Annotated in this window: 32 protein-coding genes; 22 read left to right on the forward strand and 10 right to left on the reverse strand. The window is 50.9% G+C overall.

Translation table 11 applies throughout. From position 1 onward, the window contains the following. Positions 1-7 precede the first annotated feature (7 nt). Together ACX9GU_RS06255 and ACX9GU_RS06260 are read right to left on the reverse strand one after the other, a co-directional pair. Entirely contained in the window at positions 8-1,324 is a 1,317-nt protein-coding gene (locus ACX9GU_RS06255; protein WP_473194183.1) for an exonuclease family protein, read from the reverse strand. A 26-nt stretch (positions 1,325-1,350) separates the two neighbouring features. After that, entirely contained in the window at positions 1,351-1,596 is a 246-nt protein-coding gene (locus ACX9GU_RS06260) for a hypothetical protein (protein ID WP_473194184.1), read from the reverse strand. Between the two features lie 211 nt (positions 1,597-1,807). Between ACX9GU_RS06260 and ACX9GU_RS06265 the strand changes: the two genes are divergently transcribed. Beyond that, positions 1,808-2,218 (forward strand): hypothetical protein, encoded by a 411-nt coding sequence (locus tag ACX9GU_RS06265; protein ID WP_473194185.1) that lies wholly within the window; start codon positions 1,808-1,810, stop codon positions 2,216-2,218. On the opposite strand, the gene ACX9GU_RS06270 is transcribed toward ACX9GU_RS06265, so the two are convergent. After that, positions 2,186-2,500: a hypothetical protein gene (locus ACX9GU_RS06270; RefSeq protein ID WP_473194186.1), complete on the reverse strand. Its 315-nt coding sequence runs from the start codon at positions 2,498-2,500 to the stop codon at positions 2,186-2,188. The two genes, ACX9GU_RS06265 and ACX9GU_RS06270, sit on opposite strands and share 33 nt — an antisense overlap. Positions 2,501-2,730: 230 nt before the next feature. Next, positions 2,731-3,195 (reverse strand): hypothetical protein, encoded by a 465-nt coding sequence (locus ACX9GU_RS06275; protein WP_473194187.1) that lies wholly within the window; start codon positions 3,193-3,195, stop codon positions 2,731-2,733. 25 nt (positions 3,196-3,220) lie between these two features. Here ACX9GU_RS06275 and ACX9GU_RS06280 point away from each other — a divergent pair, with 25 nt between their 5' ends. The 10 genes from ACX9GU_RS06280 to ACX9GU_RS06325 all read left to right on the forward strand — a co-directional run bounded on the left by ACX9GU_RS06280 (position 3,221) and on the right by ACX9GU_RS06325 (position 8,697). After that, positions 3,221-3,475 (forward strand): transcriptional regulator, encoded by a 255-nt coding sequence (locus tag ACX9GU_RS06280; RefSeq protein ID WP_368466881.1) that lies wholly within the window; start codon positions 3,221-3,223, stop codon positions 3,473-3,475. A 10-nt stretch (positions 3,476-3,485) separates the two neighbouring features. Beyond that, a complete protein-coding gene (locus tag ACX9GU_RS06285) occupies positions 3,486-3,953 on the forward strand; it encodes a toxin YdaT family protein (RefSeq protein ID WP_473194188.1) in 468 nt (155 codons plus the stop codon). Continuing rightward, positions 3,947-4,198: a hypothetical protein gene (locus ACX9GU_RS06290; RefSeq protein ID WP_473194189.1), complete on the forward strand. Its 252-nt coding sequence runs from the start codon at positions 3,947-3,949 to the stop codon at positions 4,196-4,198. The genes ACX9GU_RS06285 and ACX9GU_RS06290 overlap by 7 nt, the downstream gene beginning before the upstream one ends. Positions 4,199-4,216: 18 nt before the next feature. Beyond that, positions 4,217-4,459 (forward strand): DUF4222 domain-containing protein, encoded by a 243-nt coding sequence (locus ACX9GU_RS06295; RefSeq protein WP_368466875.1) that lies wholly within the window; start codon positions 4,217-4,219, stop codon positions 4,457-4,459. Then, the gene (locus ACX9GU_RS06300; RefSeq protein WP_473194190.1) at positions 4,456-5,520 is read left to right on the forward strand and encodes a helix-turn-helix domain-containing protein; all 1,065 of its coding nucleotides are present in this window, start codon (positions 4,456-4,458) and stop codon (positions 5,518-5,520) included. Before ACX9GU_RS06295 ends, ACX9GU_RS06300 begins: the two co-directional genes overlap by 4 nt. Continuing rightward, entirely contained in the window at positions 5,517-5,678 is a 162-nt protein-coding gene (locus ACX9GU_RS06305; RefSeq protein ID WP_473194191.1) for a hypothetical protein, read from the forward strand. Before ACX9GU_RS06300 ends, ACX9GU_RS06305 begins: the two co-directional genes overlap by 4 nt. A 682-nt stretch (positions 5,679-6,360) precedes the next feature. Beyond that, positions 6,361-6,537, forward strand: a complete 177-nt coding sequence (locus ACX9GU_RS06310) for a hypothetical protein (RefSeq protein WP_473194192.1) — start codon at positions 6,361-6,363, stop codon at positions 6,535-6,537. Positions 6,538-6,785: 248 nt separating this feature from the next. Then, positions 6,786-7,667, forward strand: a complete 882-nt coding sequence (locus tag ACX9GU_RS06315) for a DUF968 domain-containing protein (protein WP_473194193.1) — start codon at positions 6,786-6,788, stop codon at positions 7,665-7,667. Then, the gene (locus tag ACX9GU_RS06320) at positions 7,664-7,846 is read left to right on the forward strand and encodes a hypothetical protein (RefSeq protein WP_473194194.1); all 183 of its coding nucleotides are present in this window, start codon (positions 7,664-7,666) and stop codon (positions 7,844-7,846) included. The genes ACX9GU_RS06315 and ACX9GU_RS06320 overlap by 4 nt, the downstream gene beginning before the upstream one ends. Beyond that, positions 7,843-8,697, forward strand: a complete 855-nt coding sequence (locus tag ACX9GU_RS06325) for an antitermination protein Q (RefSeq protein WP_473194195.1) — start codon at positions 7,843-7,845, stop codon at positions 8,695-8,697. The genes ACX9GU_RS06320 and ACX9GU_RS06325 overlap by 4 nt, the downstream gene beginning before the upstream one ends. Positions 8,698-8,988: 291 nt before the next feature. On the opposite strand, the gene ACX9GU_RS06330 is transcribed toward ACX9GU_RS06325, so the two are convergent. From ACX9GU_RS06330 to ACX9GU_RS06355, 6 genes are all read right to left on the reverse strand, one after another. Beyond that, a complete protein-coding gene (locus tag ACX9GU_RS06330; protein ID WP_473194196.1) occupies positions 8,989-9,273 on the reverse strand; it encodes a hypothetical protein in 285 nt (94 codons plus the stop codon). A 176-nt stretch (positions 9,274-9,449) separates the two neighbouring features. Then, a complete protein-coding gene (locus tag ACX9GU_RS06335) occupies positions 9,450-9,734 on the reverse strand; it encodes a hypothetical protein (protein WP_473194197.1) in 285 nt (94 codons plus the stop codon). Continuing rightward, the gene (locus ACX9GU_RS06340) at positions 9,731-10,144 is read right to left on the reverse strand and encodes a hypothetical protein (protein ID WP_473194198.1); all 414 of its coding nucleotides are present in this window, start codon (positions 10,142-10,144) and stop codon (positions 9,731-9,733) included. Before ACX9GU_RS06340 ends, ACX9GU_RS06335 begins: the two co-directional genes overlap by 4 nt. A 1-nt stretch (position 10,145) precedes the next feature. After that, entirely contained in the window at positions 10,146-10,733 is a 588-nt protein-coding gene (locus tag ACX9GU_RS06345) for a hypothetical protein (protein WP_473194199.1), read from the reverse strand. A 98-nt stretch (positions 10,734-10,831) separates the two neighbouring features. After that, positions 10,832-11,431 carry a hypothetical protein gene (locus ACX9GU_RS06350; protein WP_473194200.1) on the reverse strand — a complete coding sequence of 200 codons (600 nt, stop codon included), beginning with the start codon at positions 11,429-11,431 and terminating at the stop codon, positions 10,832-10,834. Between the two features lie 59 nt (positions 11,432-11,490). Further along, entirely contained in the window at positions 11,491-12,051 is a 561-nt protein-coding gene (locus tag ACX9GU_RS06355) for a hypothetical protein (RefSeq protein ID WP_473194201.1), read from the reverse strand. Between the two features lie 248 nt (positions 12,052-12,299). Here ACX9GU_RS06355 and ACX9GU_RS06360 point away from each other — a divergent pair, with 248 nt between their 5' ends. The 11 genes from ACX9GU_RS06360 to ACX9GU_RS06410 all read left to right on the forward strand — a co-directional run bounded on the left by ACX9GU_RS06360 (position 12,300) and on the right by ACX9GU_RS06410 (position 18,636). Beyond that, the gene (locus ACX9GU_RS06360) at positions 12,300-12,440 is read left to right on the forward strand and encodes a hypothetical protein (protein ID WP_368466850.1); all 141 of its coding nucleotides are present in this window, start codon (positions 12,300-12,302) and stop codon (positions 12,438-12,440) included. 236 nt (positions 12,441-12,676) lie between these two features. Next, positions 12,677-13,009 (forward strand): phage holin, lambda family, encoded by a 333-nt coding sequence (locus tag ACX9GU_RS06365; RefSeq protein ID WP_473194202.1) that lies wholly within the window; start codon positions 12,677-12,679, stop codon positions 13,007-13,009. A gap of 7 nt (positions 13,010-13,016) precedes the next feature. Next, the gene (locus tag ACX9GU_RS06370) at positions 13,017-13,409 is read left to right on the forward strand and encodes a M15 family metallopeptidase (protein ID WP_473195123.1); all 393 of its coding nucleotides are present in this window, start codon (positions 13,017-13,019) and stop codon (positions 13,407-13,409) included. Then, positions 13,406-13,693, forward strand: coding sequence for a DUF4406 domain-containing protein (locus tag ACX9GU_RS06375; RefSeq protein WP_473194203.1), 288 nt, complete (start codon positions 13,406-13,408; stop codon positions 13,691-13,693). The genes ACX9GU_RS06370 and ACX9GU_RS06375 overlap by 4 nt, the downstream gene beginning before the upstream one ends. Further along, on the forward strand, positions 13,690-14,049 hold the full coding sequence (locus tag ACX9GU_RS06380; RefSeq protein ID WP_473194204.1) for a hypothetical protein: 360 nt from the start codon (positions 13,690-13,692) through the stop codon (positions 14,047-14,049). Before ACX9GU_RS06375 ends, ACX9GU_RS06380 begins: the two co-directional genes overlap by 4 nt. Then, positions 14,018-14,242 carry an Rz1-like lysis system protein LysC gene (gene lysC / locus ACX9GU_RS06385; protein ID WP_473195124.1) on the forward strand — a complete coding sequence of 75 codons (225 nt, stop codon included), beginning with the start codon at positions 14,018-14,020 and terminating at the stop codon, positions 14,240-14,242. Before ACX9GU_RS06380 ends, lysC begins: the two co-directional genes overlap by 32 nt. Beyond that, positions 14,232-14,630 (forward strand): hypothetical protein, encoded by a 399-nt coding sequence (locus ACX9GU_RS06390; protein ID WP_473194205.1) that lies wholly within the window; start codon positions 14,232-14,234, stop codon positions 14,628-14,630. The genes lysC and ACX9GU_RS06390 overlap by 11 nt, the downstream gene beginning before the upstream one ends. Before the next feature lie 4 nt (positions 14,631-14,634). Then, entirely contained in the window at positions 14,635-14,964 is a 330-nt protein-coding gene (locus tag ACX9GU_RS06395) for an HNH endonuclease (RefSeq protein WP_473194206.1), read from the forward strand. A 201-nt stretch (positions 14,965-15,165) separates the two neighbouring features. Continuing rightward, positions 15,166-15,636 (forward strand): phage terminase small subunit P27 family, encoded by a 471-nt coding sequence (locus tag ACX9GU_RS06400; protein WP_473194207.1) that lies wholly within the window; start codon positions 15,166-15,168, stop codon positions 15,634-15,636. Next, positions 15,587-17,332 carry a terminase large subunit gene (locus tag ACX9GU_RS06405; RefSeq protein ID WP_473194208.1) on the forward strand — a complete coding sequence of 582 codons (1,746 nt, stop codon included), beginning with the start codon at positions 15,587-15,589 and terminating at the stop codon, positions 17,330-17,332. Before ACX9GU_RS06400 ends, ACX9GU_RS06405 begins: the two co-directional genes overlap by 50 nt. Continuing rightward, on the forward strand, positions 17,332-18,636 hold the full coding sequence (locus tag ACX9GU_RS06410) for a phage portal protein (RefSeq protein WP_473194209.1): 1,305 nt from the start codon (positions 17,332-17,334) through the stop codon (positions 18,634-18,636). Before ACX9GU_RS06405 ends, ACX9GU_RS06410 begins: the two co-directional genes overlap by 1 nt. Positions 18,637-18,640: the final 4 nt, after the last annotated feature.

The raw sequence follows: 18,640 nt of genomic DNA on the forward strand, positions 1-18,640 counted from the left end.
CCGATATTTATTCGTGGGTGTTGCTGGTGGATCCAACCAGGGAGAACATCAACACGGTTGCTGATACCCAATTGGTGAAGGCCTGCTGGTTACGCTCCAGAACAGCCAGGCGCTCAACGAGGTCTGCCATGCTGGAGCAGGGGGCTTTCACTTGGGGCGATGCAGCATCAGGCTGTTTTGTTGCAGCTTCTGGCGCTTTTGTTTCGATAACCACGGGTTTTGTATCGGCTGTGGCCGGTTTTGATGCATCAGGATCGTCAAGGTTAATGGCAAACTTGCCGCCACCAAGGCTCTCTACTGGCTCACTGCCAGGGATAGTGATGCCTGGCTCCCAAACGCCATTGGCCGCCAGCCATGGGCGAGCATAGGCCTCGATATCAGTAGCCAGCAGATTGATATCGTGCGGCGCATTGCGGATGACATCAAAAATAGAATTTCGGGAATAGAATTTTATGTTGGGGATTTTTAACGTAAGGCCATTAGACCATGCGCGCCAGCGATCATCATTCTTGGCGATCAAATCCTTACTCCAATTAAAAATGGTGGTTGAGATATTATGTAAATCAACATCGCCGGGGTATAGTGCACAGGCTATTTCAAGGTTCAGAGTGTCGAAGGTTATTTTTTGTGGGCGCTTATAAATCATCGCCGACAAATCGATTGGTTTAAATTCAGCTGACTTGCCCTGAGGTGCGGCAACTGCCAATTTACTCATCCATTTTTCGGTGAGCGCATCAAAACCATTATCATCAATAGCGTTGAACTCAGCAAAGAATGCCTTGATTTCCTCAGCGCTTGGTGATCTTCCGCCAGCAGGCCAGATAGTAGCAACGGCATCAACAAACAGGATGATAAATTCCGGCTGCTTGTCTTTCAGTAATTCTATTTCAGCGCCTGCCTGTAACAGATTCTGCGCGTAAATGTCTTCCTTGTTGGCAATGATTGCTTCAATGTTATTTAATTTCTCTTTGGTTAACTTGAGGCAATTCGCGCCAAACTCCAGCGCACCAACGAGTTTAATATCAAGGGTGCAATTACTGATAAACATATCAGTAGACGGTGTTTTAACCTGCCATGCATCGCCATCAAGTTCATTATGAATGCAGAACTCTTCACACAGCTTGCCAGCGGGCGGCAACTCTACGCCGTCATAGGCCGTGGTCAGGCGCGCCTTGAAGTAAGGAGCCTCTTCGCCAAGTTCTTCTTCAAGGTCTTCCAAGAAATCAGCCAGACGGCGCTTGGCGCGGTCTTCTGTTTTCTCATCAATAGGAAGTACAGCATGCGCTTTGCCTTTCTTGCCTTTCAGGTGCCATAAATAAATCATGTTGAGCCCTTTAAAATATTGAATGATTAAATTGTTTCGAGCTTTGCAACGTTCTCGAAGTGATCAATCTTGGCTTTCAGTTCCAGAATTGCAGCATAGGCTGCATCGGCGTTAACGTATCCGCCAAGGTCATAGCCGCCGGAAAGTCTCACTGATACACGGTGAGTGCCTTCAGTGAAAATAACGAATGCCATTGGACTGCCATCAACAATAACCTTGGCAACATCGCGAGTGACCTTGCTAACAAAAACGCCGTCATTATTTACGACCATAGAAACCCCTGAACTTATTAGTGTTGAACTTTTTATATTTTAGATGGCCACTATATCCACGACGCCCCCGAAGTGGTGCGACCATCTAAGATATAAAAAGCGGTTGCCAGTCCCTTGGGTGTCGGCAGTAATCTGGCAACCGAAAAGCAATTAAAGTGGATGGCCTTTCTGCAGCAAGGCTCTTTTTATTTTTTTAAATATGAAACTTAAAATGCTTGGGTTTTTCTTTGCCTGCACCGTTACAGGTGCCCGCATAAAATCATTGGTTATCGCTTTCATATTTACCCCTGTGTCAATGAACCCTCTGTATTGGGTGCCTGGTCACATCTCCACCTCAGGCGGCGGTGTTATCTTGGTGGTGCTTAATCAACCAAGAAGGAATCTTATGAAGCGCTCAGACGTTTTAACGCAATGCCTGATTAACTCCAGATGTGGCTTATCTGAAAAAGATATTCGCCACGGCATCTTTCAAACTTTCACTGATGAATACCCAGATGAAGATTTTTATGTTTGGGATATTGAAATCAGTGATGAAACCGAAAATCACATAATTAAAACTGTTGGTAATGCTTTATGGATAAATATTGATTTATTCATCCGTGACCTCTGGGATGCTTATTGAACCAATACAGCTGAATCCATGGCCGCTGATACTGCGGCCACTTTGGCTGGCCTCCTTCTCCAGGGTGGCCCTGTCTTGCAGCAAAGTCTTAATCACTCCATCAATGAAGAACAAGTAATCCGCTGCCACTGCACCGTCGGTGTTTAGGAACATTGACGGCGCGCCATTCACTGAAAACGCATAGCTTTTACCAGTAACCATGAGCTTGGGCTGATCAATATCTTTCAAGGCATCCGCCGGGACCTGGAACAGCTTGGAAATTTTGTCTTCATCGATCTGCATCTCAAAACCCTCGTTGTGTTGCCGTTGTCGCCCGGCTGGCGGAACTTGAACCTGAATCTGTTGTGCCTGTTGCTTGTTTGATGTCCTTAAGTTTATTCAAAACTAAACACATGTAAAGTGTTTTATAAACATTTGGGCGAGTTTTGAAATAAGTGTTTAATTTTCATTGGATTAAAAACTGAAAAAGCCGACACGAAGTCGGCTTTTGGCATGTAATGGCGGGTGGAAGGCTACTTTTTAAGCGATTTCAATATGTCATTTACATCTCTAGCCTTTAGCATCTCATTGAATAACTTATCAAAAGTTTCAACTTTATCTTTCAGCAAGGCTATAAATTGGGTTTTCTCGCTCTCGGGAAGGCGATCAAACAACTGCAGCAATAATTTTTCCTGCTCATCCAGGATAACAGCTTTGGTATCGATGGCATCCGGATCTTCTGGTGGGTTATCGAGATATCCATCCCCCATCCCATAGTCTCGTTCAAGCCTGCGCGCAGCCCGTTCACCGAAGGATGAAGACTGCCCCGTTATGAGTTGGGAAATGTAGCTCTTGTCTTTTAGCGGCAAGGTTCTGTCAGAAAACCAATCCGCCAGGCGCTTGCGCCTGATCTCTTTCATATCCATATGAACATTTTGATTAGTAATCTCTAAACAAGCAAATGCTTGACAAGACTGTTTAGTAATTAATAAACTCATAGCGAATTCTATTTAAGGAGATCCCATGAAATTAAAAGACTACACATCCAAAAAAGGACGAGGTAGTGCCAAGAAGCTCGCTGAAAAACTAGGCATATCAACTTCCTATCTTTCCCAGATGGCAGCGGGCACCGCGTCAATATCACCGGAGCGCAGCATCGCCATTGAAACGGCTACCGGTGGTGAAGTAACTCGCATTGATTTGCGCCCTGAAGATTGGATGCGCATCTGGCCCGATTATCTTCCGCCTGACCAGCAGAATACAGCTGCAGGTGTATGAGGTCTGATTTATGGAAATCACAGACATTGCTGCAGAGCTTGAAGAATGGGCGCGGGCCGCTACATGGGGACCGGTTACTGAAGCTATCACGCAGGAGTATTCCGGTGATCTGCTGGCGCCACTGGCGGGCATTGAATGCGCGGAAGAATACAGCCGCCAACTGCATAACAATCAGCAGACCATCCAGCGCGCCTTCCGCGGTGACTCCGATCGTTATCGGGCCCGCGCGAAGGATCTGACGGTTGCTGTTTTGTTGGCCCTGCCTGCCGAACGTCGCCTGAAATTACTGGCGCCGCGTTCTGCCGCCTATCTAGCCTCGATCGCCAATCAGGAATGCATTGAAGCCACCAGCGCGCTGGTGATGGGCGAGCCTTTGCCGGTCCTGAAAAAAGAGGTGCTGGAAGGCATCCGGGCACTGGCAGCTCTACTTCCTCCGGGCGTGATCCGCATCCAACTGAAAGAGGGCATCACATGCTGAGCCACGAGCAGTTTTTGCATAAGCAGATCAAGAAAATGCTGCTGGATATGAAGATTGACGAAGCTGAAGCGACAACAGCGGCCACTTACGCGGTGCAGTACAAGCAGGCTCACCCGCGCGCGGACGTTTCGATCTTGCTTAGCGAGGCCAAACGGCACGCCGAACAGATCCGCCTGCCGGGTGCGCCATCGGTGAAACGCGAGATTAAACCGGCGCGGTTGCCTGCGCCTAAGTGGCGTCCATAACGTAACAGGGGGGCGATCATGTGTACTTTGCAAGACAGGTTACGCTGTGCACTGCAGCGCAATACAGCAAGCGCTGCGCCTTGCCCATGTGGTGATATTCACCTCGTCAATCGACGCTTCAAAGAAATAAGCAATGGGCGCCTTGTTACCGTGATCAGCGCTACCCCACGGAAAGTAACTTTTTTGCGTGATGGATACACAGAGAACTGCGAGCTCAACCGCGATAGGTTCTTCAAGAAATTTAAGCAGGTAGAAGTATGAGTATTGACGCGCTGAACTGGGCCAAAAAAACAAAGACCGGTAAATCATCGGCAAAACTGGTTTTAACCTGGTTGGCCGATATGTGTGGCGCTGACCTTTGCGCGTTCCCGTCGATCGCTGCGCTGGCAGAGGTTACCGAGCTTGATAAGAAGACGGTGCAGGCCAGCCTGCAGCATTTGATAGCAATGGGCCTGATTGAGGATACCGGAGAGCGGCGCGGACGCACCAGGCAGATCCCGGTCTATCGTCTTATCGGGATTGAGGAAAGTGTTGCTGATGCTGAACGAACCCAAAAACGGGAACATTACCAAAATCGGGATCGTTCAACCAAGCCAGCAAACAAACCCAAAAACGGTAACATTACCGGAAACGGGATCGTTAATGGTAAGGCACCCGAAAACGGTGCTATTGAAAATGGTCAAACGATCCCGTTTTTGGAAGGTAACGATCCCGAAAACGGGATACGGAATCTACCAGTAATCTTAAAACCAAAAGAAAAACCCCCCATAGCCCCCCAATTCGAACAACCGCCGGTGAATTTTGAAACCATGGCGGGGGAGGTTATTGATTTTTTGAATTCTCAAATCAACGGCAGGACGCCGAAGCGTGCCGACACCATGCGAGAAATCCTTGAGCGCCTTCGTGATGGACACAGCGTTGCCGACCTGAATCTGGTTGCCGCCTACCGGGTGGACGAACTACGCAGCAAGCCCGAGCTGGGCCACATGCTGAACGCCCGGATGATTTACTCCGCTACCGGCTTCAGTGGTTACCTGGTCGGCGCCCGGGAGTGGGATCGGCAGCGAGCCAACAAGACCGCAATGGCCGAAGCGGTAGAACAACAGCGCGTGGCACCCGATGTGCCGGATATTGATTTCGATGAAGCATTCGACCGGCTGCTGGTGGACGGCGGGCAACCGGAAAACCAGGCGGAGAAAATCGCCTTGGCTGAAATTATGAAAATAGGATACGGGCCGCACGAGCAGGATCAGGCCCGGAAAAAATGGCGGGTGAGCTTTGCAAAGGCCCGGGCCAGAACAACAGGGGAACACACAGCATGAAACTGAGAGCAATTGGAGCCGCGACGCTGGCACTACTGAAGCATTTGAACGATAACCCGAGCCAGGCGATACCTGATTTGACTGCTGCGGGGCTGGGGAATTACAACGTGCTTTACCCATCCCTCAAGACACTGGCTCGGCATGGTCTGATCCAGTGATCAGGTGAGCGGGGTGGCTATCGTTACTCGTCGACCTTTGATGGTCAAAACTATTTTACCCCGCGGGTGTTCGCTAAAACCAGACCATATCCGAAGCCTGAAGGAACGTCTCAAGATGATGTCAAAAGCCTGAAGAAAATCATTGAAGAGCTGATGGCCAAAGGGTTAGAGCGCAGAGCTTCAACAGCATGCTGTGAGCTGCTGAACATCGCCAGTGATGATGACACCATAACGTGGGCTGTACGTGTGCGTGCTGAGTGCAATGGCCGGGAAGCGGTTGCCATGCCGCAATGATTACAACTGGCCTATCACTCCCATGATGGGCTATACCAACTAATGGGTATAAGAGAGTTTTTGCCAAGAGTCTCAGTTAATTATTTTTTAGCAAAAAGTGCTATTTATTTTGAATTATTAGGTGCGAAATCAATGCTTGAAACTATAAATTATTCATATATTAGTCAGCATTAACATTGATTTAGTGATGAATCTAACACTCTAAGCTATTGACTTTTTAATAATGCATTCAATATGAATCATTGATCATTTTGGCCGATCGATACCTTTACAATTGATCTGCTGAACCTATTAGAAATGTATGGTTTTTGGTCTTTACTTAATCAGCACATCGGTGCTGCTAAAGGATCAACTATCCAGATAGGGTTATCAAATCCAGGTAAAACAGATGCCAATTGAACAATTGAAGGTAATGCTGAAAGCTGGTGGTCGTTTTGAACTTCACTCGAAGGAGGGAGGTGAAATTGTCTTGGCGCGTGTCATCCGTGATGATGAATACGTCGCATCATTTCCTGTTCTGGTTCAATTACTGATAGAGGCAGGATGGACGATGACGAAAGAGTAAAGTGAAGCTATAATGCAAAAGTCAGCCTGAACAACTGACCTGATTCTGTTGCGCCATCGGAGATAAACGATGACGCAAACTCAAAAACAAACATTTCCTACGCTGACAGCATATGCGGTCGGCGCTTTTGTGTTTCTGGGGGCTTCAGTATGAAAGCCCTCTGCACACCAAAACTTCAGCGTGAACTCGGGCTGGCCATCATCCCGGTGACCGATGCTCTCTTTCCGATATTCGGCGCCCGCGTACTGGTGGCCACGGAGCCCCGTGAGTTTAAAGGTCTGCCTGATGGCCTGTTACCGGCCGGTGAGCAGCCCTTGGCCAATGAGCCACAGTGGCAACCTTTCTTCCAACATGAGCGAGTTATCCGCGCCGCTAGTGGCATCAATAGCCTTGAGGCATGGACCACGAAGATTACTGCTTGTCAGCGCGCCAAGAAGACCCACTCCCGCCATCACGTCACCGTTCGCTACCACAACTCAGCCCTACGCCTGTGCGAGGGTTGCGATAACGAGACATCCGGCCATACCACACCAAAATTAGACGAACTGGCCAACGCCAACCTTGCCCGGTGGGTTGTTGACGTTGCTGCTTGGCGCATGCGCCGTTCTGGTGAACTATCAGCTGCAGAGCTGGCCTTGTGGGCTGCCGTATCTGGCGTTGATGACCTACTGCCGGAAGCCGCTACCGCCCAAATCATGATGCTACCGGCGCCGGTGGAGCTAACCGGCACGATGAAGGAGTCCGACATCACCCAGACCCCGGCGGCAACCGAGATATTTGCCAGCACTACCAAGGCGGTGAAGGCCTTTACCGTGGACCCCGAACCGCCAAAATCTTTCATGCTTATCCCGAAACTGACCAGGGCAGAGGACAGCAAGTGGACCCGCTGGGTTAAAACCCAACCCTGCACCGGTTGCGGTGAGCATTCAGATGATCCGCATCATGTAACCGGCCACGGCTTGAGTGGTGCCGGCATGAAACCCCATGACTATTTCACCCTGCCGATGTGCCGGACCTGCCACGATGCCTTGCATTTAGATGTGGCGGCATGGGAGGCCAAGCACGGCAGCCAAAATGATTTACTCGTGGCGTTCTGGAATTACTCGATCGGGATGGGGGCATTGTCATGAAAAAAATATGGCGTTGGTGGAGAATCCGCGAACTGAAAAGGCTCTGGTGGGAAGAAATCTGCCTGCGGGAAATTGCAAAGAAAAGGAACTGGCAGAGCGTGCTGGATTGTCACCATATTGAGAGCCGTTATCACTTTATCAAACGTCTGAGTCGGGAATTAAGCGGGGTGGCAGCGTGAATCTAGAAGGCATAGCAAAATATTTCTCACCAAAATCTACCCTGATCGGCTCCGGCGGCAGCGCTGCTACTGCGGGGGATTCGTTAACCATCACCGACATTATGGCGATGATCGGGATGGCCAGTGCACGGGCGGAGTTTGGGATCACGTTGTACCTGGCCAAGGTCGGCGTCCAAAGTGATGCCCTGGCCATCAGTCTGATCCACAAGCACGCGAGGCAGAGCTCACATCATTGCCGGGCCATCCAGGCGCTGGAGGAACGGGATAGGCGATGCGTTTTGCGCCGGCTGGCGGAAATCGCCTACCAAGATTATGCCCGCAGTGCGATCAGCAAAGAGGACTGCACGAAATGCGGCGCCACTGGCTTTATCGAGGAACGGAAATTCATCATGAACCGGCTGGCTATAATTCACGATGACACATCACCAGACCAACGAAGACAACTCCCCGAGGGTTTAATGCCAAAACACGTTATTGGCGAGTACCGGCCTGAGATGGCGGTCAAATACGAATACTACGACGTCACAAGGAAAGTTTGCCCACACTGCAACGGAAAGAGGGTGGTATCCATGGCGTGCAGTGACTGCAAGGGCCGTTGCTATGCTATCGACAAGAATAAAACCAAGGTGCAAGGCGTGCCGGTGATCGGGGAGTGTAAGCGTTGTGGCGGCCGTGGGTATTCACGCCTGTCGGCCAATTTCGTGCGCAATGAGATAAGCGAGACGATCGGCAAAGTCATTCCAGAGACGACGTGGCGCCGGGCCTATCAGTATTTTTACGAAAAGCTGGTGCAGGAGTGTGAAATCCAAGAGTCGTATGCTGACGGTGTGTTAAAAAGAATCGTTAATTGATGCATTTAGCTGCACATTTGCCGATTATCACTGCGGTATCTTGCAAAGTGGCGGATTTTGTGTAAATCTAATTCTAACGATGGGATTTTGTACCCGTTGATAAATAAAGCCCGCCACTGAGCGGGTTTTTGCTTTCATACCAAATGAAAAAAGCCCTGGCTATACGCCGGGGCTTTTATTTTAGGCGGGCACGATTTATGTCAAAGCTGGATAAACTTGAAAAAAGGCTGGCGGCCGTGGAGCAAAAGCCTGATCAGCGTGTTCTGTCCGCAATGGATCGGGTGTCCAAGATTATTGCAAAAGATGCGGCCCGCAAAGTGCTAGATCAGGTGTTGCCTGTTCAATGATGCTTTCGTAGGTTTCCTTGAATGCTCTATCTATTTTTGCAAACGTTTCGTCATTGGCGTCATCGGTTGGTGCATTCCCCATCAAGCGTTTGTAATCGGACTCGGAGAAAGCACCCAGCAGTTTAAGGATGATCTCTTTCTGCTCATCCGGCATGACCTGAATGACTGCCGCCAAGGCCGTTCTTAATGCAAGGTGTTGCGCGTAGAGTTGATAATAACTATCGTTCATAAATATCCCTTTATCTGCGTGGTTACTTCTGGCGATTTAACGATATCAGATGCAGGGGTATGCTTCATTGAGAAAAAAATAAGCCGCCTCAATGGGCGGCTCATGCTGATCGTCGTTATCTTCCTCGTCGTCATCATCAGGTGGCTTAGATGGCCAACGCGGTACGTAATCCGGTTTCATGTCTTGCCTTTGTCCTTGTCGTCTGGTTTTTGGGGTGGTGCTGGTGGCTCCGGCTGGCTACCAGGTATATCAATATCAAAATCGCTCACCGTCATAAATTCATCTTTTGCGCGGGCCTGCTGTTCAGCCTCTGGCATGTCTACTGGCTTCATTGAGCCTTGGAAGTTTTGGCGCATGTACGGGAAAAGGTGATTGGTGAAGAAGTCCTTACCCCCGTTGATAATCATGCGGCCGATCGGCGACTGCATAAATCTGATAATGCCATCCAGTTCATTGCTCATTTTATTAACGCTCTGCAGAGTGGGTCATCAGACATACGGACAAACGACAGCCGCGGCTTACCGTTGGCCTGTTTGCCAGCTCCATACCGGTCCGCAATTTGCGGAAAATTGTTGTAGACGAAAATGGCGTACTGCTTATCCGTCCGGATGCGTTCGAAAAGGGTGTTCATCGCCTTCTTTATCTGCCCGGGGATTGCCATGCCCTGCAGGCCACTGTTCATCTGTTCCCACAACGCCTTGATCGGCGGGAACGCCTGTTGTGCGCGCTGCATGCGACCACCGGTATTGGGGCGAGTTTCAACCAGGATCCGGCGCATTTCGATAACGCCGGAATTTTGCTCCCAGGGTTCAAAATACAGCGCGTCACCGCGCTGTGCTGCCTGGACGAGGGCTGATTTCTGAGAGACCATCTCACGCCTCCGCTGATTGTCTAGCGTTCTGCTTTGCGGCCTTGATTAACTTTGCGGCCTGCGGTTCAGGATCGGCGCTGACCTCTTCAATGCGCTCGACTTGCTCGACAGGTAACGGTGTAGGATCTGCATCCACAACCAGGCGCTCTGGTGCCCGGCCATTCATGGCGTTACCCAGCAGAGTTCTCAGGACGTCCGCCCAAGTCTTGTTTTCGTCGCTGCTCATTTTTTCACGCAGCAATTTGAAAACCTGGACGTCAGCTGCAGTGCTGTAGCCCTGATTGGTGATCTGCGCGCTCAAATTGGCGAGGTAGGCGTCATCACTCAGCACATGAAGAAGCTCCTGGCCATCCAGTGACAGGACCGTATAGTCCTCATTGAGCCGGGTGATCAGCTTGGGTGTTAACGCCTGGATGACACGCAGGTGATACTGCTCATCCTCGGACATATGCTCTGGCGCGATGATCAGGCCGTGATTAGGGTTTGGCTTACCGTCGGCTTTCGTTTTGCCGTGGAAAGCAATGGTTTTGCTGCTGTCTTGAATGTAGGTCAATGCGCTTTTCAAGCCTTCGATTGTCAGATGAAGCATTATGTAATCCTCGATAACAAGATTATGAAAATGATAGAAATTCAAGCAGACGATTGAATCGTTAAAAAACAGGGGCCGTAACAGCCCCTGTTGACGCATTACACCTGCACCCACACTGAGCCATTCCATTTCAGAACAACGCTACTGCCTGGGGTGGTGAGAGCACTTGGGGAAACGTTACTAGCACCAATAACGGTTACCAGCGTAATCCCGCCGCCCGTTTCAATTACAACAAACCCTTCGTCACACGGCTGTAAAGGCTGCAGAACGAGGGTATAAGTAGCCAGCACGGCCACGTTATTGAGGATTTGAATAACGACAGTGTCATCGAAAGCCCCAATCGTGGTAGTGCCTGCAGCAACAGCTACAACTGGCGCCAATACAACTGGGGCTTTAAGCTTTGGGCCGCAATGACGCCCGTCACGTCCATCACGATCATTGCGGCAGTCCCCGCCACGGTCACGACCTTCACCACGACCCTCTTCAATGAAGTGGTCCTTGCGGTTGTGATCGTTGCGATTGTGATTATCTACGACGTTGTCGTTGCCGAAGCGCTCATCATAAGAGCCACGGCCGCCATTGCCAGAATTATGACCGTGGTCACCGCGACCATGATCACCGTGTTTCCCTTGGTTATGCGGGGAGAAATCGTCATTGTTATCACGCTGAGTTGATGCGTGATTAATTACAATAGCCATATCTTTCACCTTTAATTTTGGTGTGTTTGGTAGGGCACCCGAAGGCACCCCGTTAACGATCAGATGACGCTGTGATCAACAGCGAAGGTGTTGGTGTCGGAGAACTGAGAGCCGTTCACGACGCCGCCGCCAAAGCGATGACCGCGGTGTTCACCGCAGTGAGCTGGTGGAGCGGTGCACAGGCGCTGAGTGTGCTCGCCGTATGGCGTGCCGAAACGCAGCATTTGCTCGTTCTCCAGGCACATGCGGTCATAGATCTTGTCCTCTTTGTAGAGGATTTTTTCTTCCATGCCCTGCATGTCGTTGAGCTGCTTACGGGTGTAGCCCATTTCGTAGCCCAGTTTGTCAATGCAGCGCAGGCCTTCGTGGTGCTTGTCGGACAGACGTTCGTGATGTTCTTCGTTACGACGGCCGATACCCCACACCCAGGCGATGATCACGATAAACGCGATAAAGCCCAGAATTCCCCAGCCAACACCCATTGCACCACCGCCGTAACCATGGCCGTAGCCATAGCCATGTGGGTGATAGTCGTGGTCGTGGTGCTCAATATTGATGCCGCGATCTTCTGTCATTTTTGATGCTCCAGATAAACTAGGCTCAGTTGAAATCATCGTCATTTGCTGACTCCGTCACTTCGAGCAATGTGCTCGTGAATCAGTATTTATACTGATTTTATATACATCAATATCAACCCATAAATGTTGGTGATATGAGCAACATTCTTCCTCGTAAACGTTGTCGATGCTGCGGGACGCTGCTGTACTTGTGTGAGTTCTGCAATGTGAAGTGGTTTGCACCTACTCGGTCAAATCAGCGGCTTTGCGGAGATGCATGTCAGATGCGCAAAACGAGGGCGAAGACAACAATGGTGACAAAAGATGGCAAGAAGCTTCACCTGCTTGGTGAAGTGAAAGACGGGGATCAAGTGCTGGTGGCATTTAAGTTTTACGACAAAAGCAAAAAGGTTTGGGTCCGGGATCTGAAACCAAAAGCAGAGATTCAATAAAAAAACCCGCTTCGGCGGGTTTTTCATTTCAGGGATGGAGTGGAAGGAAATGGAAGTTAGAGCGTGAAATGGGCTGCCGGTGGATGCGTCAACATCCACCAGCAATTCGGCCCATGACCTGTAGGTTCATGAGCAGAAACAAGGCCCAAGTAGCTCTCGAGAGCGAACTAAACATAGCTGCGATTTGTTCATGATGCCAATAAAAACTTGAACAAATCCCCTTTGGGGAGGTGGATATGAAAATGCACCAATCTCCCGATGTCTGGAACATCATCACTGAATGGCTGGCAGAACACCGTGGGGAGTTACTCAGTGCTTTCCTTGCGGCTGCTATGGCAATTTTACGAGGACTCTACTCTGGTGGCGGCAAAGGTAAGCTGGCGCTGGATGCGGCGATGTGCTCGATGATTGCATGGTTCATTAAAGATGTACTGATGATCCTCTCATTCGATCCAGGCTGGGCGATGGTTTCGAGTGTTTTTATTGGTTATTTGGGTACGGATTACCTGGGGTCAGTGCTGAAACGCGTTGTAGGTAATCGCGCTGGCACTGATAACACAAACCAATAGAGAGGCAATTATGTCAAAATTTATATTTGGGCCGGTAAGTGAAAAGAACCTGTTGGGTGTTCACCCTGATTTGGTGCAATTAGCGCGCGCCGCCCTGGCACTATCACCGGTAGATTTCAAAATCACCGAAGGCCTGCGCACAAAGGCGCGCCAGAAAGAACTGTACGACGCCAAAAAAAGCCAAACGCTGAACAGTCGTCACATCACTGGCCACGCTATCGACGTTATCGCGCTGCCAACTCCTGCAGGTTCTTGGGACATGAAGTATTACAAGCAGATCGCCGAGGCATTCAAGCAAGCCAGCGAAGGGCTCACAATCCCGGTTGAATGGGGCGGTAACTGGACAAAGCTGCGGGATGGCCCTCACTTCCAACTTCCCTTTATGGATTATCCGGCATGAAAGTCTATATCGCAGGGCCGATGACCGGCATAGACGGATGTAACCGCCATGAGTTTTTCAAGGCAGCCGAGGAAATCACAGCAGCGGGCCGCGTACCGTTAAACCCTGCTGTTCTGCCTGATGGGCTTTCAGAAGCGGATTATATGCGCGTGTGCGTGGCCATGCTCCAATGCGCCGATCGGGTGTTCATGTTGACCGGGTGGCAAAGCAGTCAAGGGGCAACAGCCGAATACGTGTTAGCGGTAAAGCTAGGCCTCGATATCCTGTTCCAGGAGGGGGTATGACGGCGTTAAGCAAATACGGGCTTATCGGCGCATTGCTTGTGGCTATCGCTCTTGGCGGTATTAATGGAGTGCTGACCTACCGGCTAGATAAAGCCAATCAAGCTAACCAGGCGCTAAGCGATGATAATCAGAAGCTCAATAAGGCAGTGGCAGATCGTGATGAAACGATCACCGCGCTGAAAGGGTCCATTGATGCTGACCGCCGCGCCACGGAAGAACAGCTTAAGATTGAACAGCAGAAGAGGGCCAAGGCCGATGCTGAAAACAAAACGTTACGCAAGGCGCTGGAGTCTAGCGACTGCGATCGTCAGCCTTTGCCTGATGATGCTCTCCGTATCCTGCGCAGAGAGGGTTAAGCCAGCACCGGCCCCGCAGTTGATCTACGTGTACCCGCCAGCTGTATATACGCAGCTATGCGAGAAAACCCCATTCACCGGCACCACGTTTGGTGATGCTGTGCTGGCGCTGCAGGTGGCGCAGAACGAGCGGGATGTGTGCGCCTCTCGCATTGAGGGGCTGATTAAGTGGCAGCGAGATAATGCAAGATAACCAAGTCATTGGCCTGCACCCACCGCGCACCCTGCGCATCGGCAGGCCAGTGGCTTTTCTATTTAAGGGGATCCCGATGAAACAATTACATCTTAACGACGCCATGAAGAGCCTGACTATCACGATTAATGAGGATGGCTATGAGGTAAGCGGTCTGGCTGGTAGCGCCCAGTATGATAAATGGGGTGTACGTACCACGGTAAATGGCATTCCCGAATACTTTCCGCGCAAAATTTACGTGAAGGAATTACGTAAACAGGACGCCGTGACGGTACCTCAATTTCGCATTGTGATTAGTGATGTCGTGGCAAAAGAATTACAACCAGGTGGCCCTATCTGTCGGGCCATGCAGACGGGCTGCTCTCTCTATAAATCCTTGCTGCGTTAAGACTATGGCAACAACCAAGCCATATGGCAGCAAGTGGCAGGCTGCCCGCCTGGAGTTCCTGCGAGCCAACCCTCTGTGTGTGATGTGCAAGCAGATGGGGCGCATAGAGCCAGCTACCGTGGTGGATCACATCGTTCCTCATCGCATGAAAGAGGCGAAGACGCCTGATGAGATGAAGGCAGCGCAGCGGCTGTTCTGGGGCCGCAGGAACTGGCAGGGGCTTTGCACCTCGCATCACAACTCGACAAAGCAACGGATGGAGAAGGCGGGGAAGGTGTCGGGCTGTTCACCCGATGGCCTGCCGCTTGACCCCAACTCGCATTGGTTCAAATGATAATGAAAGTCATTACCATGATATTGATTTCAAGGTGAAACCATATCATTTCAAATGATATCAATTGTCATGAAATATTATAAATGATAACTATTATCAGGTGGGGCGGGGAAAAAGTTCCCGAGATGCCCCCCCTAAAGACCGCCGCCCATCCTTTTCGCGCACAACCGCGAAATGAAATGATTTTTTCTGGAGGTAATCATGGCCGGAAGACGCCCAAAGCCCACGCATCTGAAAGTGGTCACGGGCAATCCGGGCAAGCGAAAACTCAATGACAAAGAGCCGCAACCCGCAAGAGAAATTCCGAGCCCGCCGTCGCATCTAACCGATTGGGGGAAAACAGCCTGGGGCCGAATGACCGTCTTGCTCGATGGAATGGGTATTCTGACGGTTGCAGATACTTTTGCGCTGGAGCGACTTTGTGATCTGTATGCGGAAATTTTACAACTGCGCCAGATCGTGGATATCGAAGGGCGCACTTACACGACCAAAACTCAAATGGGCGATTTTCTGATTAAAGCCAACCCGGCGGTTGCAATGCTGGCCGACGCCGATCGCCGCTTCAAAAGTTACCTGGTGGAATTTGGCCTGACCCCTGCCGCCCGGTCGAAGGTGAATGTAAATGGTGGAGAAAAAGAAAAAGACCCGCTCGCCGAATTCTTCGGCACCTGATCCGGCTACGCAGTATGCGCTTGATGTCACCGAGGGGCGGATTATCGCCGGTCCCGATATTCGCAATGCATGCAGGCGCCACCTTAACGACCTGGAACAGGGCAGTGCGCGCGGACTATTTTGGGATGTTGAGGCAGTCGCTCGGGTGATCGAGTTCTTTGCCAAAGTGCTCAAACTGAATGGTGGCGAGCACGAAGGTGAGCCTTTTATCCTTTTGCCTTGGCAGGCGTTTGTAGTTGGTTCGATTTTTGGATGGAAAAGGGAGAATGGTTCCCGCCGGTTCCGCACGGCTTATGTTGAGTCTGGGAAAGGATCTGGCAAGTCGCCGCTGGCTGGTGGCATTGGCCTATATTGCCTGGTTGCCGACAAGGAGCCGCGTGCTGAGGTTTATGCTGCAGCGACCAAAAAAGACCAGGCCATGGTTTTGTTTCGCGATGCCGTGGCCATGGTGAATCAGTCACCAGCGTTATCCCAACGGATCGAGCCGTCCGGCGGGGCAGGGAAAGAATGGAACCTCGCATTTTTGCAGACGGGGTCATTTTTCCGGCCAATCAGTTCCGATGAGGGGCAATCAGGCCCGCGCCCACATTGCGCGCTGATCGACGAAGTGCACGAGCACAAAAACAACCGGGCAGTGGAAATGATGCGCGCCGGTACCAAAGGCCGCCGGCAGGCACTGATTTTCATGATCACAAACAGTGGTCACGATAAAACAAGCGTCTGTTATGAATATCATCAGTATGGCAAGCATCTTGCCGCCGAACAAAAAACCAATGACGCCTTTTTTGCTTTTATCTGTTCGCTGGATGAGGGTGACGATCCCTTCAAAGATGAATCATGCTGGCCAAAGGCTAACCCCTCCATGGGGTACACCTTTGATGCGGATTACTTGCGTGAGCAGGTAGAAGACGCCCGCGGCATGCCATCGAAAGAAAGCCTGGTGCGGCGCCTAAACTTCTGTGAATGGGTGGATGCCGAAAACCCATGGATCGGTGGTGATGTATGGATGGCTTGCGAGAAGAAATTCGATATTTCAGAACTGGAAGGGCAAAAATGCTATGGCGGCCTGGACTTGTCGGGCAAGCGAGATCTGACCTCATTGGCCGTGTATTTTCCGGAAATTAAAACGGCGTTTGTGGAGTTCTGGACACCGAAAGACACACTGATGGACAGATCCAGAAATGACCGCGTTCCGTATGATTCCTGGGTACGTGAAGAATATATGCATGCGCCCGCTGGCAGTGTCATTGATTATGGATTTGTTTCAAAGCGCATTGCTCAACTTGCGGCAATGTTCGATATGCAATCCATCGCATTTGACAGCTACCACATGTCTTATTTGGAGCCAGAGCTGTTGGATGAGGGTGTGACTGTCCCGCTGGTTCCGCATGGGCAAGGCTTCGGCAAGGCTAAGGATTCCGGGCTCTGGATGCCGCACTCTATCGAGCAGTTAGAAAAGATGATCATAGAGAACAAAATCATCATCCTGTTCAATCCATGCCTGCGCTGGAATGCGGCGAACGCCGTGATCGAAGAGGACAAAAGCGGAAACAGGGTATTCAGTAAACGGCGCAGTAATGGCCGCATAGATGGTGTCGTGTCGCTCGCTATGTCGGTGGGTGCTGCCGATGGCGTTGTTGAGGATGATGGCGATATAGAAGGCTTTTTCGATGATCCGATCATAGTGGGTATCTGATGGACAAAAACAAACAACCTGGGCGCGTAAAAAGCGCCCTTTTAAATTGGCTGGGCGTCCCGATCAGTCTCACAACCGGGACATTCTGGCAGGAATGGTTTGGTACCAGTAGCAGCGGGAAGCTGGTCACGGCCGACAAGGCCATCCAGCTATCGGCTGTGTGGGCCTGCATCCGTTTGCTGAGTGAGTCGATCTCCACGTTACCTCTGAAGGTGTATGTGCGTGAGGCGGACGGTTCCCGCAAAATTGCGCAGGATCATCCGGCTTACCAGGTATTGTGCCGCCGACCAAATATCGAAATGACGCCATCACGATTTATGTTGCTGGTGGTGGCCAGCATCTGCCTGCGTGGCAACGCTTTCGTTGAAAAGAAAATGATAGGCCGCAAGCTGGTGGCGCTGGATCCCCTGCTACCGCAAAACATGGTGGTTAAACGACTGCCAACTGGCCGGCTTGAGTACACCTATACAGAAGAGGGTGCCCGGCGGGTTATCCCTGTCGAACGGATGATGCATATACGCGGCTTCGGTCTTGACGGTGTGTGCGGCATGATGCCGCTTAGCTCGGGCCGGGATGTGATCGGGGCTGCGATGTCGGTGGATGAGGCGGCCGCAAAGATTTTCGAAAATGGCCTGCAGAGCACCGGCTTTCTGTCTTCAAAAACAGCATTAAACACAGAGCAGCGCGCTCGGTTGAGAAAAAATCTCCAATCGTTTATTGGTTCAAAAAATGCCGGGAAGCTGATGGTGCTGGAAAATGAGCTCACCTATCAGAATGTGACCATGAATCCTGAGGCCGCGCAGCTGCTGGAAAGCCGAGGATTCAGTATTGAAGAGGTTTGCCGCTGGTTCCGGGTCCCTCCGTTCATGGTGGGTCACGTCACGAAGCAAAGCAGTTGGGCATCCAGCGTTGAGGGAATGAACCTCATTTTTCTGACAAACACGCTGAGGCCGCTGCTGGTGAACATCGAGCAAGAGATCGCCCGGTGTCTGCTAGATGGCGATGAAGATTACTTTGCCGAGTTCTCTGTTGAGGGCTTGCTGCGTGCAGATAGTGCTGGCCGGGCGGCCTACTACACTACCGCGCTGCAAAACGGGTGGATGAGTCGCAACGATGTCCGCCGGCTGGAAAACATGCCGCCGATCCCGGGTGGTGAGCTCTACACGGTTCAACTGAACCTGACGCCTCTGGAAGATCTGAAGCAAAACAACCTCGGCGCCCAAGCCCACAACATTACGCAGCTGCATAACTACCTATTCCCCGATGTCCCAATCGAGCAATCACCGCTGAGAAAAGCGGCGTAGGAAA

This window comes from Serratia sp. K1WW1 (assembly GCF_055790865.1).

Bases quoted from the DNA above. Each gene is read 5' to 3' on its own strand.
- ACX9GU_RS06255 (WP_473194183.1), bottom strand. From the start codon at position 1,324: ATGATTTATTTATGGCACCTGAAAGGCAAGAAAGGCAAAGCGCATGCT.
- ACX9GU_RS06260 (WP_473194184.1), bottom strand. From the start codon at position 1,596: ATGGTCGTAAATAATGACGGCGTTTTTGTTAGCAAGGTCACTCGCGAT.
- ACX9GU_RS06265 (WP_473194185.1), top strand. From the start codon at position 1,808: ATGCTTGGGTTTTTCTTTGCCTGCACCGTTACAGGTGCCCGCATAAAA.
- ACX9GU_RS06270 (WP_473194186.1), bottom strand. From the start codon at position 2,500: ATGCAGATCGATGAAGACAAAATTTCCAAGCTGTTCCAGGTCCCGGCG.
- ACX9GU_RS06275 (WP_473194187.1), bottom strand. From the start codon at position 3,195: ATGAGTTTATTAATTACTAAACAGTCTTGTCAAGCATTTGCTTGTTTA.
- ACX9GU_RS06280 (WP_368466881.1), top strand. From the start codon at position 3,221: ATGAAATTAAAAGACTACACATCCAAAAAAGGACGAGGTAGTGCCAAG.
- ACX9GU_RS06285 (WP_473194188.1), top strand. From the start codon at position 3,486: ATGGAAATCACAGACATTGCTGCAGAGCTTGAAGAATGGGCGCGGGCC.
- ACX9GU_RS06290 (WP_473194189.1), top strand. From the start codon at position 3,947: ATGCTGAGCCACGAGCAGTTTTTGCATAAGCAGATCAAGAAAATGCTG.
- ACX9GU_RS06295 (WP_368466875.1), top strand. From the start codon at position 4,217: ATGTGTACTTTGCAAGACAGGTTACGCTGTGCACTGCAGCGCAATACA.
- ACX9GU_RS06300 (WP_473194190.1), top strand. From the start codon at position 4,456: ATGAGTATTGACGCGCTGAACTGGGCCAAAAAAACAAAGACCGGTAAA.
- ACX9GU_RS06305 (WP_473194191.1), top strand. From the start codon at position 5,517: ATGAAACTGAGAGCAATTGGAGCCGCGACGCTGGCACTACTGAAGCAT.
- ACX9GU_RS06310 (WP_473194192.1), top strand. From the start codon at position 6,361: ATGCCAATTGAACAATTGAAGGTAATGCTGAAAGCTGGTGGTCGTTTT.
- ACX9GU_RS06320 (WP_473194194.1), top strand. From the start codon at position 7,664: ATGAAAAAAATATGGCGTTGGTGGAGAATCCGCGAACTGAAAAGGCTC.
- ACX9GU_RS06330 (WP_473194196.1), bottom strand. From the start codon at position 9,273: ATGAACGATAGTTATTATCAACTCTACGCGCAACACCTTGCATTAAGA.
- ACX9GU_RS06335 (WP_473194197.1), bottom strand. From the start codon at position 9,734: ATGAGCAATGAACTGGATGGCATTATCAGATTTATGCAGTCGCCGATC.
- ACX9GU_RS06340 (WP_473194198.1), bottom strand. From the start codon at position 10,144: ATGGTCTCTCAGAAATCAGCCCTCGTCCAGGCAGCACAGCGCGGTGAC.
- ACX9GU_RS06345 (WP_473194199.1), bottom strand. From the start codon at position 10,733: ATGCTTCATCTGACAATCGAAGGCTTGAAAAGCGCATTGACCTACATT.
- ACX9GU_RS06350 (WP_473194200.1), bottom strand. From the start codon at position 11,431: ATGGCTATTGTAATTAATCACGCATCAACTCAGCGTGATAACAATGAC.
- ACX9GU_RS06355 (WP_473194201.1), bottom strand. From the start codon at position 12,051: ATGACGATGATTTCAACTGAGCCTAGTTTATCTGGAGCATCAAAAATG.
- ACX9GU_RS06360 (WP_368466850.1), top strand. From the start codon at position 12,300: ATGGTGACAAAAGATGGCAAGAAGCTTCACCTGCTTGGTGAAGTGAAA.
- ACX9GU_RS06365 (WP_473194202.1), top strand. From the start codon at position 12,677: ATGAAAATGCACCAATCTCCCGATGTCTGGAACATCATCACTGAATGG.
- ACX9GU_RS06375 (WP_473194203.1), top strand. From the start codon at position 13,406: ATGAAAGTCTATATCGCAGGGCCGATGACCGGCATAGACGGATGTAAC.
- ACX9GU_RS06380 (WP_473194204.1), top strand. From the start codon at position 13,690: ATGACGGCGTTAAGCAAATACGGGCTTATCGGCGCATTGCTTGTGGCT.
- lysC (WP_473195124.1), top strand. From the start codon at position 14,018: ATGCTCTCCGTATCCTGCGCAGAGAGGGTTAAGCCAGCACCGGCCCCG.
- ACX9GU_RS06390 (WP_473194205.1), top strand. From the start codon at position 14,232: ATGCAAGATAACCAAGTCATTGGCCTGCACCCACCGCGCACCCTGCGC.
- ACX9GU_RS06395 (WP_473194206.1), top strand. From the start codon at position 14,635: ATGGCAACAACCAAGCCATATGGCAGCAAGTGGCAGGCTGCCCGCCTG.
- ACX9GU_RS06400 (WP_473194207.1), top strand. From the start codon at position 15,166: ATGGCCGGAAGACGCCCAAAGCCCACGCATCTGAAAGTGGTCACGGGC.
- ACX9GU_RS06405 (WP_473194208.1), top strand. From the start codon at position 15,587: ATGGTGGAGAAAAAGAAAAAGACCCGCTCGCCGAATTCTTCGGCACCT.
- ACX9GU_RS06410 (WP_473194209.1), top strand. From the start codon at position 17,332: ATGGACAAAAACAAACAACCTGGGCGCGTAAAAAGCGCCCTTTTAAAT.